Annotated in this window: 13 protein-coding genes; 2 read left to right on the forward strand and 11 right to left on the reverse strand. The window is 64.0% G+C overall.

The features are described 5' to 3' along the window. The 7 genes from ACEQXE_RS09835 to pepN all read right to left on the reverse strand — a co-directional run. Window positions 1-294 (reverse strand): cation:proton antiporter (locus ACEQXE_RS09835; RefSeq protein WP_372524237.1); only part of this gene is annotated, 294 nt, incomplete at its 3' end. A 90-nt stretch (window positions 295-384) separates the two neighbouring features. Then, window positions 385-936 carry an adenine phosphoribosyltransferase gene (locus ACEQXE_RS09840; RefSeq protein WP_370178895.1) on the reverse strand — a complete coding sequence of 184 codons (552 nt, stop codon included), beginning with the start codon at window positions 934-936 and terminating at the stop codon, window positions 385-387. Window positions 937-961: 25 nt separating this feature from the next. Then, window positions 962-1,837: a cytochrome c1 gene (locus ACEQXE_RS09845; RefSeq protein ID WP_370178897.1), complete on the reverse strand. Its 876-nt coding sequence runs from the start codon at window positions 1,835-1,837 to the stop codon at window positions 962-964. A 43-nt stretch (window positions 1,838-1,880) separates the two neighbouring features. After that, the gene (locus tag ACEQXE_RS09850) at window positions 1,881-3,170 is read right to left on the reverse strand and encodes a cytochrome bc complex cytochrome b subunit (protein WP_370178899.1); all 1,290 of its coding nucleotides are present in this window, start codon (window positions 3,168-3,170) and stop codon (window positions 1,881-1,883) included. A 12-nt stretch (window positions 3,171-3,182) separates the two neighbouring features. Continuing rightward, window positions 3,183-3,761: a ubiquinol-cytochrome c reductase iron-sulfur subunit gene (petA, locus tag ACEQXE_RS09855; protein WP_370178901.1), complete on the reverse strand. Its 579-nt coding sequence runs from the start codon at window positions 3,759-3,761 to the stop codon at window positions 3,183-3,185. A 208-nt stretch (window positions 3,762-3,969) separates the two neighbouring features. Next, a complete protein-coding gene (gene pgeF / locus ACEQXE_RS09860) occupies window positions 3,970-4,737 on the reverse strand; it encodes a peptidoglycan editing factor PgeF (protein ID WP_370178903.1) in 768 nt (255 codons plus the stop codon). Next, complete coding sequence (gene pepN / locus ACEQXE_RS09865) at window positions 4,730-7,372, reverse strand: aminopeptidase N (protein ID WP_370178905.1); 2,643 nt, start codon at window positions 7,370-7,372, stop codon at window positions 4,730-4,732. The genes pgeF and pepN overlap by 8 nt, the downstream gene beginning before the upstream one ends. Before the next feature lie 44 nt (window positions 7,373-7,416). Between pepN and ACEQXE_RS09870 the strand changes: the two genes are divergently transcribed. Then, the gene (locus ACEQXE_RS09870; RefSeq protein WP_370178907.1) at window positions 7,417-8,199 is read left to right on the forward strand and encodes an SDR family NAD(P)-dependent oxidoreductase; all 783 of its coding nucleotides are present in this window, start codon (window positions 7,417-7,419) and stop codon (window positions 8,197-8,199) included. Between the two features lie 146 nt (window positions 8,200-8,345). Here ACEQXE_RS09870 and ACEQXE_RS09875 read toward each other — a convergent pair whose 3' ends face one another. Both ACEQXE_RS09875 and ACEQXE_RS09880 read right to left on the reverse strand, forming a co-directional pair. Then, window positions 8,346-9,302 (reverse strand): DMT family transporter, encoded by a 957-nt coding sequence (locus ACEQXE_RS09875; RefSeq protein WP_370178909.1) that lies wholly within the window; start codon window positions 9,300-9,302, stop codon window positions 8,346-8,348. Between the two features lie 13 nt (window positions 9,303-9,315). Continuing rightward, the gene (locus tag ACEQXE_RS09880; protein ID WP_370178911.1) at window positions 9,316-10,323 is read right to left on the reverse strand and encodes a low specificity L-threonine aldolase; all 1,008 of its coding nucleotides are present in this window, start codon (window positions 10,321-10,323) and stop codon (window positions 9,316-9,318) included. Between the two features lie 29 nt (window positions 10,324-10,352). On the opposite strand from ACEQXE_RS09880, the gene ACEQXE_RS09885 reads away from it, so the two are divergent. Further along, window positions 10,353-10,688 carry a GNAT family N-acetyltransferase gene (locus ACEQXE_RS09885; RefSeq protein ID WP_370182683.1) on the forward strand — a complete coding sequence of 112 codons (336 nt, stop codon included), beginning with the start codon at window positions 10,353-10,355 and terminating at the stop codon, window positions 10,686-10,688. A 6-nt stretch (window positions 10,689-10,694) separates the two neighbouring features. Here ACEQXE_RS09885 and ACEQXE_RS09890 read toward each other — a convergent pair whose 3' ends face one another. Both ACEQXE_RS09890 and ACEQXE_RS09895 read right to left on the reverse strand, forming a co-directional pair. After that, window positions 10,695-12,296 (reverse strand): PH domain-containing protein, encoded by a 1,602-nt coding sequence (locus tag ACEQXE_RS09890; RefSeq protein WP_370178915.1) that lies wholly within the window; start codon window positions 12,294-12,296, stop codon window positions 10,695-10,697. Continuing rightward, a complete protein-coding gene (locus tag ACEQXE_RS09895) occupies window positions 12,293-12,799 on the reverse strand; it encodes a PH domain-containing protein (RefSeq protein ID WP_370178917.1) in 507 nt (168 codons plus the stop codon). The genes ACEQXE_RS09890 and ACEQXE_RS09895 overlap by 4 nt, the downstream gene beginning before the upstream one ends. Window positions 12,800-12,866: the final 67 nt, after the last annotated feature.

Raw genomic sequence — 12,866 nt, forward strand, 5'->3', positions numbered from 1 at the left:
AGAGTGACTGGAGTTCAGACGTGTGCTCTTCCGATCTCTGCCCGAATGTCGCAATTCCCTGAAATCGAGGCTGAGGCCGCCTTCGAACAGGATCAGGGCAACCCCGATCCCGATCATTGGCTCTAGCAAGGACCCGAAGGTCTCCTCTGGATCGAACAGGCCGAGCACCGGCCCTGCGAGGAACCCTGCGGCCAGCATCAGCACGATCGCCGGCCAGCCGGTGCGCCACGCAATCCACTGCGCGCCGATACCCAGCGCGCCGATCGCGGCGATCACCAATGCAGACGATTCCATGGCCAAGTCAGCCCCCTTAGACCCGCCTTGAACGGCACGGACACCCAATCTGTTCCGGGCATCGCTACCAGTCGGTTAGCACGCGGTCGCTCAGTCGCCTTCGAAGGAAACGAGCGAATGCACTTCTATACCCGATTCGCGCAGGCGATTGGCGCCACCCAGATCGGGCAGGTCGATCACGAACAGCGCCGATGCAACCTCGCCCCCGGCCTTGCGAACCAGTTCTGCTGCAGCGAGGGCGGTGCCGCCCGTGGCGACCAGATCGTCCACCAGAGAAACTTTCGCATTGCCGGTGATCGTGCCCGGATCGAGCTCCAGCCGGTCCATGCCGTATTCGAGTTCGTAATCGACGCCGATGGTTTCGCCCGGAAGCTTGCCCGGCTTGCGGATCGGAATGAACCCGACGCCTGCCGACGCCGCCACGGCGGCACCGAAGATGAAGCCGCGCGCTTCCATTCCCGCGACCATATCGGCTCCGACAGCGCGGATTTGCCGTGCCATCAATTCGATGCTGGTGTGCAGGGCCGCCGGATCGGCCAGCAGCGTGGTTATGTCACGGAACTGGATGCCGGGCTTCGGAAAGTCCGGCACCGTACGGATGCTGGCGCGCAACTGCGTCAGGTCGAGCAGCTCGCGCGCCATGACAGAAGCATCCGAAGCTATCGGATCAGGCCTTTTTCTTCTTCGGCTTCTTGTCGGCCCAGATCTGCTTCTTCGCAAAATAGGCAAGCCCGGTGGCGAACAGCAGGAAAACGAGCACGGCCCAACCCGTCTGCTGGCGTTTCACCAGCTTGGGTTCGGCAGTCCAGGTCAGGAACGCCGAGACATCCTTCGACATCTGCGAAATCGTCGCCTTCTTTCCATCGTCGAAGGTCACCTGGCCTTCGGAGGTAAGCGGCGGGGCCATCGCAAGGTTGAGGTTCGCGAAATACGGGTTGAAATAGAGGCCTTCGGGCGTGCTGAACTCGGGGAATTCCTCCATCAGCCGCTTGCCGTCCTTCTCATACGTCTCGGCATCGGTGTAACCGGTCAGCAGCGAATAGACATAATCGCTACCGCCGTGACGCGCCTTCGTCATCAGCGAAAGATCGGGCGGGATCGCGTTGTTGTTCGCCGCTGCTGCCGCAACTGCGTTGGGATAGGGTGAGGGGAAGTAGTCGGTCGGCTCGCCCGGGCGCGTGCTCGCTTCGCCGGTGTTCGGGTCGATGCCCGGCACGGTCCACGTTGCCGCTTCGGCCTTCACCTGCGCTTCGGAGTAATCGAGCTGCTCCAGATCGCGGAACGCCACGTATTTCAGGCTGTGGCAGGCCGCGCACACTTCCTTGTAAACCTTGTAGCCGCGCTGGAGCTGGGCAACGTCCCACTTGCCCGCAGGGCCGTCGAATTTGAACCCGCCCTCGGGGCCGTGCGCATGCGCGTGGAACTCATGCTCGGCGGAATGAACCGCCTCTTCGGTCAGGAAGGCATAGGCCCCAAAACCGAACGAAAGCAGTGCCACGCCTGCAAAGACGAGACCGGCCAGGGCTGCTAGAATGCGGATCATCGGATAGTCCTTAGTCTCTTGTCCGTCGTCTCAGGTCGCGTCTTCAGGTGGCCGGGCTGGCGTTTTCGCCCAGCACGGCCTTCTTGTCCGAGCCGAGCACCGCCTCGGTAATCGAGTAGGGCAACGGCTTGGGCTTCTCGATCGACGAGACGATCGGCAGGATCACCAGGAAGTGCAGGAAGTAGTACGCGGACGCGATCTGGCTCATCATCACGTAGGGTTCTGCCGCTTCCTTGCCGCCAAGCCAGAACAGCAGCAGCATGTCGGCCACGAAAATCCAGAAGAACACGCGGAACAGCGGGCGGTAGTGGCCGCTGCGGACCTTCGAGCGATCGAGCCACGGCAGCAGGAACCACAGCAGGATCGAGCTGAACATGGCGAGCACACCCCACAGCTTGGCCGGCAGGATGAAGTCGAAGGTGAAGGCGCGCAGGATCGCGTAGAACGGGTAGAAATACCATTCGGGCACGATGTGCGCCGGGGTGGCGAGCGGGTTCGCCTCGATATAGTTGTCCGGGTGGCCCAGCATGTTCGGCATGAAGAACACGAACAGACAGTAGAGGATCAGGAACACGCCCAGCCCGAACCCGTCCTTCGCAGTATAGTACGGGTGGAACGGCACGGTATCGCTCTCGCTCTTCACTTCCACGCCGGTCGGGTTCGACGATCCGGGAATGTGCAGCGCCCAGATGTGCAGGATCACGACGCCGGCGATCACGAAGGGCAGCAGGAAGTGCAGGCTGAAGAAGCGGTTGAGCGCTGCATTGTCGGGCGCATAGCCGCCCAGCAGCCAGATCTGGATCGGCTCGCCCACCAGCGGAATGGCCGAAAACAGCCCGGTGATGACCTTGGCGCCCCAGAAGCTCATCTGACCCCACGGCAGGACGTAACCCATGAAGGCGGTCGCCATGGTCAGCAGGAAGATGACCACGCCCAGCAGCCAGATCATCTCGCGCGGGGCCTTGTAGGATGAATAGAAGAAGCCACGGAAGATGTGCAGGTACAGCACGAGGAAAAAGAAGCTCGCCCCATTGGCGTGCATGTAGCGGATCATCCAGCCCCAGTTGACGTCGCGCATGATGTGCTCGACCGTTCCGAAGGCAACCTGCGCATTGGCGGCATAATGCATCGCCAGCACCACGCCGGTGACGATCTGCAGCACGAGGCAGAACCCGGCAAGGACGCCGAAATTCCACATGTAGTTGAGGTTGCGCGGCACGGGATAGCCCGCGCCCACCGCATTATAGACGAAGCGCGGCAGCGGCAGCTTCTCGTCGATCCACTTGGTGAACCCGCTCGCCGGGGTATATTCCTTGGCCCAGGGAAAACTCATGCTTCTTCTCTCTTAAGCCTGTCCGACGACGATCGTAGTGTCGGAAGTGAACGAATAGTCGGGCACTTCCAGGTTGGTCGGCGCAGGGCCCTTGCGAATGCGCGCTGCAGTATCGAACTGCGAACCGTGGCAGGGGCAGAAATAGCCGCCGAACTCGCCCTTGTTCTCGCCTTCGGCTGCACCCAGTGGCACGCAGCCCAGATGGGTACACACGCCCATGGTTACGAGCAGGTCGCCGTGGCCTTCCTTGGTACGCTCGGCCAGCGTCTGCGGGTCGCGCAGGCTGCTGGTCGGTACCGCATTGGCCGCATCGATCTCTGCGGGCGTCAGGCGACGCACGAATAGCGGCTGCTTGCGGAAGACCGCCTTGATCGCCTGCCCCGGCTGGATCGCCGAAACGTCCACTTCGGTGGTGCTTTCAGCAAGCACGTCGGCCGAAGGCGCCATCTGGCTGACCAGCGGGTAGATTACCGCGGCCCCGCCGACGCCTGCGGCGCTCAATGCTGCAATATTGATGAAGTCGCGGCGGCGTACGCCTGTTTCGCCATTTTCATGGGGTTCCGCAGTTGCGGCACCGGTTGCGTCTACCATCGTTCCTGCCTTGTCGCGTGCATTGCGGCAGATGCCGCGTGCCCGTGTTGCTTCAGTCTCTGGGAAATCGGGTGATCCACTCTGCCCCGGAGGTGCGCCGAAGAGCGGGGGGAGCGGGCCCCCTTCCCATGTGCGGGGGCTGTTAGCGTGTAAGGTGCACCCTGCCAATGGCCTTTTGTGCGATTGCTGTTGCGCGCCGGTGGATGCGCTACTCCAGTCCGATAAACGCACCTTGGCGCCCGTAGGTCGCTTTGCCCTGGTGGGTCGCGCGCCGGAAAGAGTAGAAGCGCCCCGGATCGGCATAGGTGTCGAGCGCGGTGTCCTCTACCATCGCGACACCCGCGCCGCGCAATTGCGCCATGACGAATGCGGGCAGATCGAACTGGCAATGGCCTTGCCGTCCGTCGCGAAAATGCCGGGCATTTCCCGGGTCGTCCGCCACGAACGCATCCTTGATCGCCTCGTCGACTTCGTAGCTGGCCTGCGCAATCGTCGGGCCGACCGCAGCGGCAATCCGCGATCTGTCGGCGCCGAGCGAGACCATCGCCTCCACCGTGTTCGCCAGCACGCCCCCCTTGGCCCCGCGCCAGCCCGCGTGCGCCGCAGCAACGACGCCGGCCTGCGCATCCGCAAGCAGGACCGGCGCGCAATCGGCGGTCACCACGCCGACCAATAGGCCGGGAGTCGCAGTCACGAGTGCGTCGACCCGTGGCCGGTCATCGCCCTCGACCGGGTCGCTGACAAGCGCCACGTCCGGCGAATGGATCTGGTATGGCATGGCAAGCCCTGCGCCCGGCAGTATGGCCGCAATAGCTAGCGCCCGGTTCTCTGCGACCGTCGCCGGATCGTCGCCCGCGCCAAAGCCGACCTGCAATCCAGCCACTTCGCCGGTCGACACCCCGCCTTCACGCCCGAAGAAGCCGTGTGGCACGCCTTCGAGCACGCTAGCGAGTATCGGCGCCGGCGCCTCAGCCAAGCGCGGCCTCGACCTGCTCGGCGACGTCGCGCGACAGCTTTCCTGCAGCGGAAATCCGCTCCAGCTCGGCCCGCATCAACGCGGAACGCTTCGGCTCGACCCGCCCGAACCGGCCCAGTGATGGCACGAAGCGCGCCGCCAGCTGCGGGTTCTTGAGGTTCAGCTCCAGGATCAGGTCGGCAATCATGCGGTAGCCTGCGCCGCTTTCATCGTGGAACGCCATCGGGTTGCCTGCCATCGCGCCGTAGAGCGAGCGGACCCGGTTGGGGTTCGACATCGTAAAGGCCTGGTGCGTGCACAACTGCTCGATATGGGCGAGCACCTCCGTCTTCAGCGCTGTGGCTTGCAGCGTGAACCACTTGTCCACCACCAGCGCATTGTCCGCGAACCGGCTGTAGAAGTCCGCCAGCGCCTCCTCGCTTTCAGGGCTGTCGAGACCTGCCAGAACGCCAAGCGCGCCCTGCCGTTCGGTCATGCTCTTCGCCTTGCGATACTGCTCCAGCGCCCGCTTCGCGCCCTCGCCCGCATCATTTGCGGCAATATAGGCCAGCGCGAGCGAACGCATCCGCCGCGCCTGCTTGCCAAGAGGCCCCTCCTGACGCGCGTCATCTGCCAGCCTGTCGTGCAGGTCGACAAAGCGGTGATGGAAATTTTCGCCCAGCCAGCGTTTCAGGCCCTCGCGCTGATCGACCATCGCGCCCGGATCGTAAGTCTCGGACCGTTCGGCGAGATAGGCGAAGGGCGGCAGCGTAAGAAGCTCGGCGCGCATTTCGTGGTCAAGCATATCGTCCGCCAGAATCGCCCCGGCTGCAGTACCGATTGCCTCGCGCGATGCATCGTCTCCGTCCCCGAGCAGGTAGGTCAGCAGCAATTCCTGCATCGATTCGTGACGCGCGAAGGCATCGTCGTCATGCGCTGCAAGGAACACGAGGTCGTCGCGCGAAATATCCCGCTCGATCGCCACGGGTGCAGTGAACTGCCGGTTGATCGAAAGGACGGGCGCGCTTGCATGTCCGTCGAACGTAAACTCCTGTTCCGCCTCGTTGAGCACGATCAGGTGCTCGCCCGAATGCTGGCCGGTTTCGCGGTCGAACAGCGCGATCTTGAACGGGATCGGGACGGGCGCCTTGTCCGGTTGGCCGGGTGTCGCAGGGACTTCCTGGCGCATCGAAAGCGTCACTGTGTCGCCCTCATGGCGCTGCTCGACGGTCACTTTCGGCGTGCCTGCCTGCTCGTACCACCGGCGGAACTGCTTGAGGTCGAGCCCTGCCCCGTCTTCCATCGCGGTGATGAAATCCTCGCAGGTCGCGGCCTCGCCATCGTGCCGCTCGAAATAGAGGTCGCTGCCCTTACGGAAGGCTTCTTCGCCCGCCATGCTGCGCATCATGCGGATGACTTCGGCGCCCTTGTTGTAGACGGTGGCGGTGTAGAAGTTGCTGATTTCCTTGTAACTATTGGGCCGGATCGGATGCGCGAACGGCCCGCTGTCTTCGGGAAACTGGACCGCGCGCAGCACGCGCACATCGCCGATCCGCTTGATCGCGTGGCCGTGCAGGTCCTGACTGAAAAGCTGGTCGCGCAGCACGGTGAAGCCTTCCTTGAGGCTCAGCTGGAACCAGTCGCGGCAGGTCACGCGGTTGCCCGACCAGTTGTGGAAATACTCGTGCCCGATCACGCCTTCCACGGCGTCGAAATCGTCATCGGTCGCGGTGTCCTCGTCCGCCAGCACGTATTTCGTGTTGAAGATGTTGAGGCCCTTGTTCTCCATCGCCCCCATATTGAAATCGCCCACGGCGACGATGTTGAACCGGTCGAGGTCGTATTCGCGCCCGAAAGTTTCTTCGTCCCATTTCATCGAGCGCTTGAGCGAATCGATCGCATGCTGCGTGCGCGGCAGGTCCTCGCTGCGGACCCATACGCCCAGCTCGATCTCGCGCCCGGACATGGTGGTGAAGCTGTCGGTCCGCGCGACCAGATCGCCCGCGACCAGCGCAAAGAGATAGCTCGGCTTGGGCCAGGGATCGTGCCACTCGGCAAAGTGCCGTCCGCCGTCGAGCGCGCCTTGTTCCACCGGGTTGCCGTTGGACAGCAGCACTGGGAAGGTCGCTTTGTCGGCCACCATCCGCACGGTGTAGACCGACAGCACGTCGGGCCGGTCGGGGAAGAACGTGATCCGGCGAAAGCCCTCTGCCTCGCACTGGGTGCACAGCATGCCATTGCTGGCATAGAGCCCCATCAGCTGCGTGTTGGCCGATGGCGCGATGCGGGTGACGATGGTCAGCGTATGCTCGTCGCGCGTCAGCGGGATGACCAGAGCTTCGCCCTCGCGGCGCCAGTCGGTGCACTCTACGCCATCGACGACCACACCTTCGAGGACCAGCCCATCCCCGTCGAGGCGGATCTCGTCGGCACCTTCGGCTTCGGGATTAGGCGTGACTTTCAAAGCCGCCTGCACCTGCGTCGTGTCGACCCCCAGATCGAATTCCAGCCGGATTTCGGGGACCAGCCAGGCAAACGGCTTGTAGTCTTCGCGCCGGATTACCGCGGGCGACTGCGGCTCGGGCGCGGCATCGGGCAGCACCGGTGCGCCCGATGGCGTGGTCGCGGCTGTCGGCAAGTCGCTGGGCTGGTCCATCTTGTCCTCGTTTCCTTTCCGGTCTTGTGGCAGCACCGCACACAATGCCAAAACTCTTCATCTTCGGGCTCGGCTATACGGCCAAGCGGATCGCAAACGCGCTGCAATCGCTTGGATGGGAAGTGGTCGCGACGGGGCGGAACGGCAACCTTTCTTTCGACGATGTGGATGGCGTGCGCACCGCGCTGGCATCTTCAACGCATGTCCTCTCCTCCGTGCCGCCGGACCGCGAAAGCGGCCTCGACCCCGTGCTCAGCACTTATGGCGGCGATTTCGGGCGCGCTTGGTACGGCTATCTCTCTTCCACCGGAGTCTATGGCGATGCGGGGGGCGCCTGGGTGGACGAGCATTCGCCGACGGGCACGGGTCGTCGCACCGCACGCTCCGATGCAGATGCGCTCTGGCTGGAGCTGGGTGCGCGGGTATTCCGCCTGCCGGGTATCTACGGGCCGGGTCGCAGCATTTTCGACCGCATTCGCGATGACAAGGCGCATCGGATCGACCTGCCCGGGCAGGTCTTCAGCCGTATCCACGTCGACGATATCGTCGGCGGAGTGGTCGCAGCGCTGGAAAGCAACGCTCCGGAAGGAGCATACAACCTGAGTGACGATCTCCCCGCGAGCCAGAATGCGGTTGTCGAACACGCCTGCACCCTGCTCGGCATCGAACCACCATCCCTGCTCTCGCTGGAGGAGGCGGATCTCAGCCCGATGGCGCGCGGCTTCTATGCCGAGAATCGGAGAGTCGCGAACGGCAAGGGGAAGCGCGCGCTGGGATGGGTGCCGAAATATCCGACCTATCGCGAGGGGTTGCGGGCGTTGCGCTAGTACTGTTTCACGCAAAGACGCTAAGATGCCACGCCAGCAAGCGCCGCAGGCATCATGTTTGCCCCCTTACTTTTGGTGTGACCCCGGAACGCGGAATGCGGCTTCACCGCAAGCGCGGCATCTTCGCGTCTTCGCGTGAGAAAATCTCACTCTCTCAACGCCCCCGACTGCTGGACCTGCACCGATTTCTGCCGCCGCGCCTTGAGCGCCAGCACCATGCCGATAACCGCAAGCACCATCCCGCTCGCCGTCAGCCACGTCCAGCGATAGTCTTCGAACAGGGTGGACAGGAGCATCGCCACCGAAATGGTCAGGATCGCATTATAGGCGGTGCGCCCCGCGCCGATCTCTCGCACGAGGTTATAGTGTAGCGGGAAGGTCACCACCGATCCGACAAGCGCGAGATAGACGATCCCCGCCCAGTAACCCGGCGCGCTCGGCACCGGAGGGGGGCCGGCGGTGAGCCACGCGAAGCCGAAATCGAACAGGGTGCCGTAAAGCATGGCCCAGGCGAGCAGGCTGACCATCGGTACCGCGCGCCCGGTGGGGTTCGCCTGCACCACATTGGCGATCGATGCAGCAAGGATGCCCAGCATCGCCAGCCCGATCCCCAGCACCACGTTGCCGCCGATCACGCCCGCATCGGGGTTGGCGCGCCATTCGTGCACCAGCAGGAACGAGACGCCGATAATCGCGACTGTGCTTCCCAGCACGAAGCCGCCCTTCACCCGCTCGCCCAGGAAGGCGCGCGCAAGCAGCGCGTTGGGCACCATCATCAGGCCGAACATCATGGCGACGATGCCCGAAGTCACATAAAGTTCGGCATGATAGACGAACAGGAAGTTGCCGCTGAACTGGAAGATGCCAACGAACAGCGCCAGCAGGTGTTCGGGCCGGGTCAGCTTCATCCGCCGCTTCATCAGCGCCGCGACGAGGAACAGCGCCGGGGTTGCAAGGGCAAACCGGTAAAACACCGACCATGCAGCCGGGACACCATCGATCTGGCCGGTAATGACCAGCCAGGTCGAACCCCATATCGTACCGGTGATCAGGAACGGCAGGATTACGCGGGGCCGCAGCATCCCGCCCCCATCGCCGCTCATGATGGGCCCTCGCTCATAGGCGGGCGATTTGCAGGCCGAGCGAGCGCGCTTCGCCCAGGTCGCTATCCCACGAGGCGACGAAGCGCGCAGCATCTGCACCCCAGTCATAGAACTGGTAGCCCGCACTGCGCAGCGTCTCGCGCTCCTGCGCGGTAAGGCGGATAAAGACCTCGTTCGCCTCCACCGGATGCATCAGCCGTTCGCTCGCGCCCTCGACGATGGCCTGCGCAGCGGCATTGGCGGCGCGCGCGTTCTCCAGCCACAGATCGTTTTCGATCATCGCCAGCAGCTGGGCTGCGAGGAAGCGGCCCTTGCTCTGGAGGTGCCCTGCCCGCTTGCGGCGATAGCGCACAACATCGGCGAGTGCAGGATCGAAGAAGATGATCGCCTCGGCGTTCATCGCGCCATTCTTGACGCATCCGAAGCTCAGCGCATCGATATCGCCCGCCGCTTCAGCCGCCGAAAGACCAAGAAACGCTGCCGCATTGGCAAAGCGTGCGCCATCCATGTGCAGGCCAAGGCCCTTGCCGCGCGCCAGTTCGGCAATCGCTGCAATCTCACCAGGACGATAGGCACGGCCATATTCGCTCGCCTGCGTGATCGAGATTGCGTGCGGCTGCACCTGGTGCACATCGTCGCGGATCGGATCGATCACGGCGCGGATGGCATCGGGTGTCAGCTTCGCACCATCGCCCCCATCTTTTTGGCCAGCCAGCATCAGCTTGGCACCATGGAGGTAGAAGCCCGGTGCGCCCGCCTCGTCCATCTCGATATGCGCCTCGCGGTGGCAGACCACGCCGCCGTGCGGCGGCACCATAGGCGCCAGCGCAAGGCAGTTGGCTGCCGTGCCGGTCGCCACCCACAAAACGGTCACCTCGCGCCCGAACAGCGCACCGAATGTCTCGTCCAGCCGCTGCGACAGCGCATCATTGTCATACGGCGCGTCGACGCCATCGGCCGCACGCATCGCCTCCCATACCTTGGGGTGCACCCGGGCGGCATTGTCGGAGAGGAATTGCATTGGAACGCCCGTAAGCCCGCCTGCGTTCGATGCAAGCATATCGACAGGAGCAAGCCAGCATGGGCAGTACCACGATCACCCACCACGTCGTCGGCCAGGGCGGCAAATATATCGCGCATCTCGAAGGAGAAACGGCGCAGGGCACACTCGAGTGGGAGCCTGGCGGAGAGCGCGGCGGCAAGGAAATTCGTGTCGCGACGCATACGATCGTGCCCAACGAAATCGGCAATCGCGGTGTCGCGGCGGAACTGGTCGAGCGGTTCGTTGCTGATGCGCGCGAGCAGGACTTCCTGATCGACCCGCGCTGTTCCTACGTCGACGCGAAATTCAAGCGAAATGCGGAATGGAGCGACCTGAGGGCTTGAGGCCACTCATTTCACGAGGCGGGAGAAATCCGTCTCCACCATGCTTGCCAGCAACGCACGGCGGAGCCTCGTGGCTTCCGAGGCCGGAATGCCCGGCAGCGCGAAATGCCCGCCCGCCAGGCCCAGATGCAGTGTCACGTAGCCGAACAGGCGCCCCAACGGCCCGCGCGCGATTGTGACCGACTGCAGCTTCACCCGGTCCCCTATCATGTAACCCGGGGCCAGCCAGCCGCTACGTTTGTAGAGATGGCTGGGTGAGAGTGCGTGGCGCTCCACCCGCCACAGGAACAATTGCAGGATCGCGGCGAAGGCGGACAGGCCGACGAGCAGCAACACGACCAGCCACACCCATTCATAGCGCGGATCGTCGAAATAAGTGACGGCCGCGGCGACGGCAGCGGCAAACGCCAGATAGCCGATCATCCCCGAAAGCGCCGACAGGATCCGATAGGCCGCCGTGGTGCGATGCCAGTCGAGCCCGCGTGGTGGCAGCGGAAAGCCTGCCACCTTGAGGATCGGCGTCAGTTCTGTCGCCTTCGCGAAAGGGGCGACCACATGGCTCGCATTGCCCGAATCCTGCGCCAGACTGACCAGCTTCAGGCTCTTCCAGCCAAAGCGGTGCCTCACCGCCCCGGTTCCGATCTGCACGGCCTGCACCCTGTGCACGGGCATCACTACATCGGTGCGGGTGAACATCCCGCGCCGGCGGCGGAACCCCTTGGGTGTGCGTTCCAGCCGGAAATCCCAGTCGCGAGTAATGGTGCGCACGATGCCACTAAGCAGGCCGATCAGCAGCAGCGAGGCAATGGCTGCTATCGCACCCAGCGCCTGTCCGACCGGGCCCAGCTGGGCGATCTGCTCCCCCGGGCCGGCGAACAGCCGCTGCCAGGTCTCGAATTCCCAGATATCGAATGGCAACAGGAAATCCAGCTGCTGGGCTGCTGCGCCCAGGAATGCGACCAGCGCCAGCGAGAATTCGAACAGGCCGAAGGTGAACAGCCGGCGCGGGCCCATCGCGAACAGCACCGGCGCATCGGCTTCGGGTGCCTCGTCGTCGCCCTCGCCAGCTGCGGGAACGCGCGAAACCCCTTCTGCTTCGTCGCGCAGTTCGCGCACCAGTTCGCGCAGGCGTGCCCCCTCTTCGGTCGTCAGGTAGGCAAGCTTGATTTCCTCGGAGCCGCCTGCGCCGGTTTCGAACTTGACCTGCGTCAGGCCGAACAGGCGCGGAATGAAACCCTGCTCAAGGCTCACATCCTGGATGCGATCGTAGGGAACGGATCGCGCAGCGCGCGACAGCACGCCCGTTTCCAGCCGGATGTCGCTCTCACCCACACGATAGGTCTGCCGCCACCAGCCAAGGAAGGTGAAGAAAGTGCTGGCCACGAGGATCACGGCGCCAACGCCGAGCATCGCGATCGGACCGAAGGGCGCATCGTTTCGCATCGCGAAAGCGACCGCCACCAAAGGGAGGATCGTACGCGGGATAACCTGCAGCGCCTGGACCACGAACGTACGCGGATCGGTCCGCCTGGGCAGGCCGTCTGCAGCCTCGGGCTCGCCAACCGGGTCCGGCTCCCGGATCGGGGCATTGCCGGGATTCTCGGTCATAGCGATTCGCGCTTGATATGCGCGCGGATCGTCTCGCGCATGGCGAGCGCGTCCTCATGCGCAAGCCCGGGCAGGGTCACCACGTCGCCGTGCGACCCGGCTGTATAGAGCTGGAGCGTGGCAAGCCCATAATACCGCTCGATCGGACCGCGATCGACGTCGATATGCTGGACCCGCCCGAACGGCACCACGGTATCGGAATGGAACAGGATGCCCTTGACCACGCGCAGGCGATCGTCGCTGAGCGCGTGACCACGTGCAGCATATCGCCGATGCGGCAGGAAGATGAGGAATGCGAGCAGGATCGCAGCGGCCGGTCCCAGAATGACAAACGGCACGAAGGATGTGGCATACTCCGCCACAATGGCACCGATCAGCAACGGCAGCACCACGAACAAAGCTTCCACGCGCATCGCCTTGGGATGGTTGGGATGGCCCTGCACCAGCGGCTGGTCGTCGCCCCCGCCACCGGCATCGAGTTTCGGATTGATCCCGCTGGCCATGACCGGCTGCTCCCCCTGCTCGTCCTACGATAATGCATGGCCAAGGCCCTGCCACCCGGCAAGCCCT

The sequence above is a fragment of the Alteriqipengyuania sp. genome, from assembly GCF_964222115.1.
GTDB lineage: Bacteria > Pseudomonadota > Alphaproteobacteria > Sphingomonadales > Sphingomonadaceae > Alteriqipengyuania.